The organism is Microbacterium sp. CPCC 204701 (assembly GCF_004010105.1).
Lineage (GTDB): Bacteria > Actinomycetota > Actinomycetes > Actinomycetales > Microbacteriaceae > Microbacterium.
On sequence record NZ_RRYE01000539.1, the window covers coordinates 1 to 1,573 of the forward strand.

2 protein-coding genes are annotated in these 1,573 nt (G+C 71.9%); both read right to left on the minus strand.

Features of this window, described 5'->3' with window-relative positions; translation table 11 throughout:
- Nucleotides 1-503, minus strand: a 503-nt coding sequence (locus tag EIO58_RS17630) for a DnaJ family domain-containing protein (RefSeq protein ID WP_164861858.1), incomplete at its 3' end; no start/stop codon positions are given.
- Complete coding sequence (locus EIO58_RS17635; protein WP_127820526.1) at nt 500-1,351, minus strand: NAD-dependent epimerase/dehydratase family protein; 852 nt, start codon at nt 1,349-1,351, stop codon at nt 500-502. The genes EIO58_RS17630 and EIO58_RS17635, both read right to left, overlap by 4 nt.
- Nucleotides 1,352-1,573: the final 222 nt, after the last annotated feature.

A 1,573-nucleotide genomic window follows, 5' to 3' on the forward strand; every position in this document is an offset into this window, starting at 1 on the left:
CGCCACGCGCGGGCCTCGGCGTCGACATCGCGCGTCGGCGTCACCACGGGCGGTCCGCCGAGCAGCTGCCGACGCGCCTCGACGACGCGCCGATTGAAGTCCTCGACGGCTTCGCGCACGTCGTGTTCGTGGTGCAGCTCGTCGAGCCGCGTCTCGAGCTCGCGGCTCTCGACGCGCAGCATCAGCGCCGGCGGCCCGAGGCCGGTGAGCTTCTCGGACTCGATCTTGCGGCGGATCCACCAGTCCGGATCGTGGCTCCGGCCGAGCCCGGGGATGGGTTCGCCGGCACCGGGCAGGTCGTCGAACTCGCCGCGGCGGATCGCCTGCTGGATCGACACCTCGACGACGGCGGCGCGATCGGCGGCCGAGTAGGCGCGTCCGGCCTCCGAGGAGCCCGGCGGCGGGGAGCCGTCGGCGTCGCCGCCGTCCGGTGCGAGGCCCTGCTCGCGCTGCCACTTCTCGAAGCGGTAACGCTCGGCCTTCTCGCGGGGGTCTTCGCTCATCCGGCCGCCACGTGGTCGCGCCACGAGTGCTTCGGCTCGTAGCCGAGGATCCGGCGCGCCTTGTCGATCGAGAGCAGCGTCTCGTGCTCGCCGAACTCTCGCGTCTCGACGCCCGGGAACACCTCTGCGACGAGCCCGGCGTTCGGACGCGACATCACCGTGTCGGCCGCCGCGATGATGTAGGTCTCGAACCCGGCGGGGGCGACCTCGAGTGCGCGCTGCACGGCCTGTGCACCGTCGCGGGCGTCGATGTATCCCCACAGGTTCCACTTGCGAAGGCGCGCGTCGGCGTCGAACGAGGGAAACTCGGCGTAGTCCTCGGGCACCATGACGTTCGAGAAGCGGAACGCCGTGATCGAGAGGTCGGGGTGCCAGCGCACCAGCTCGACCGCCATGCGCTCCTCGAGCGTCTTGACCAGCGAGTACACCGACTCGGGTCGGGGCTCGTACTCCTCGTCGACCGGGATGTACGGCGGCGGCACGTCGAACGGCAGGCCCAGCACGGTCTCGCTCGACGCGTAGACGATGCGACGGATGCCGAGCCTCACGGCCGCCCAGAACACGTTGAACGTGGCCGCCATGTTGTTGTGGAAGGTGGCGACGTCGGAGCGGATGCCCGGCGCCGGGATCGCCCCGAGATGCACCACTGCGTCGAACCCGTCGTGGCGGTCGTTCACCGCGGTGAAGGCGTCGACGACCTGCCCGTAGTCGGCGAGGTCGACCTGGACGAAATCAGGTCCGCGGGTGCCGACGACGTCGAGACCGATGACGTCGTGCCCGGCCGAGCGGAGTTCGCGGGCGACGACGGTGCCGAGCTTGCCGGAGGAGCCGGTGAGAGCGATGCGCATGCTTCAAGCGTGCCACGCGTCGTCGGGGGCCGGGCCCGACCGCCGACGCACGAAACCGGGAGGCGCCGCCGGATGCGGGTCCGGCAGCGCCTGCCTGCGTCGGGACCTGTCGCAGGGCTCGCGACGAGCGGCACCCGCGGGGCCGGCTATGTCCAGCCGTCGCCGAGCGGGAGGCCGGCGTCAGCCCGCGGCGCCGAGTCGCTCGAGGCGGGGATCCATACC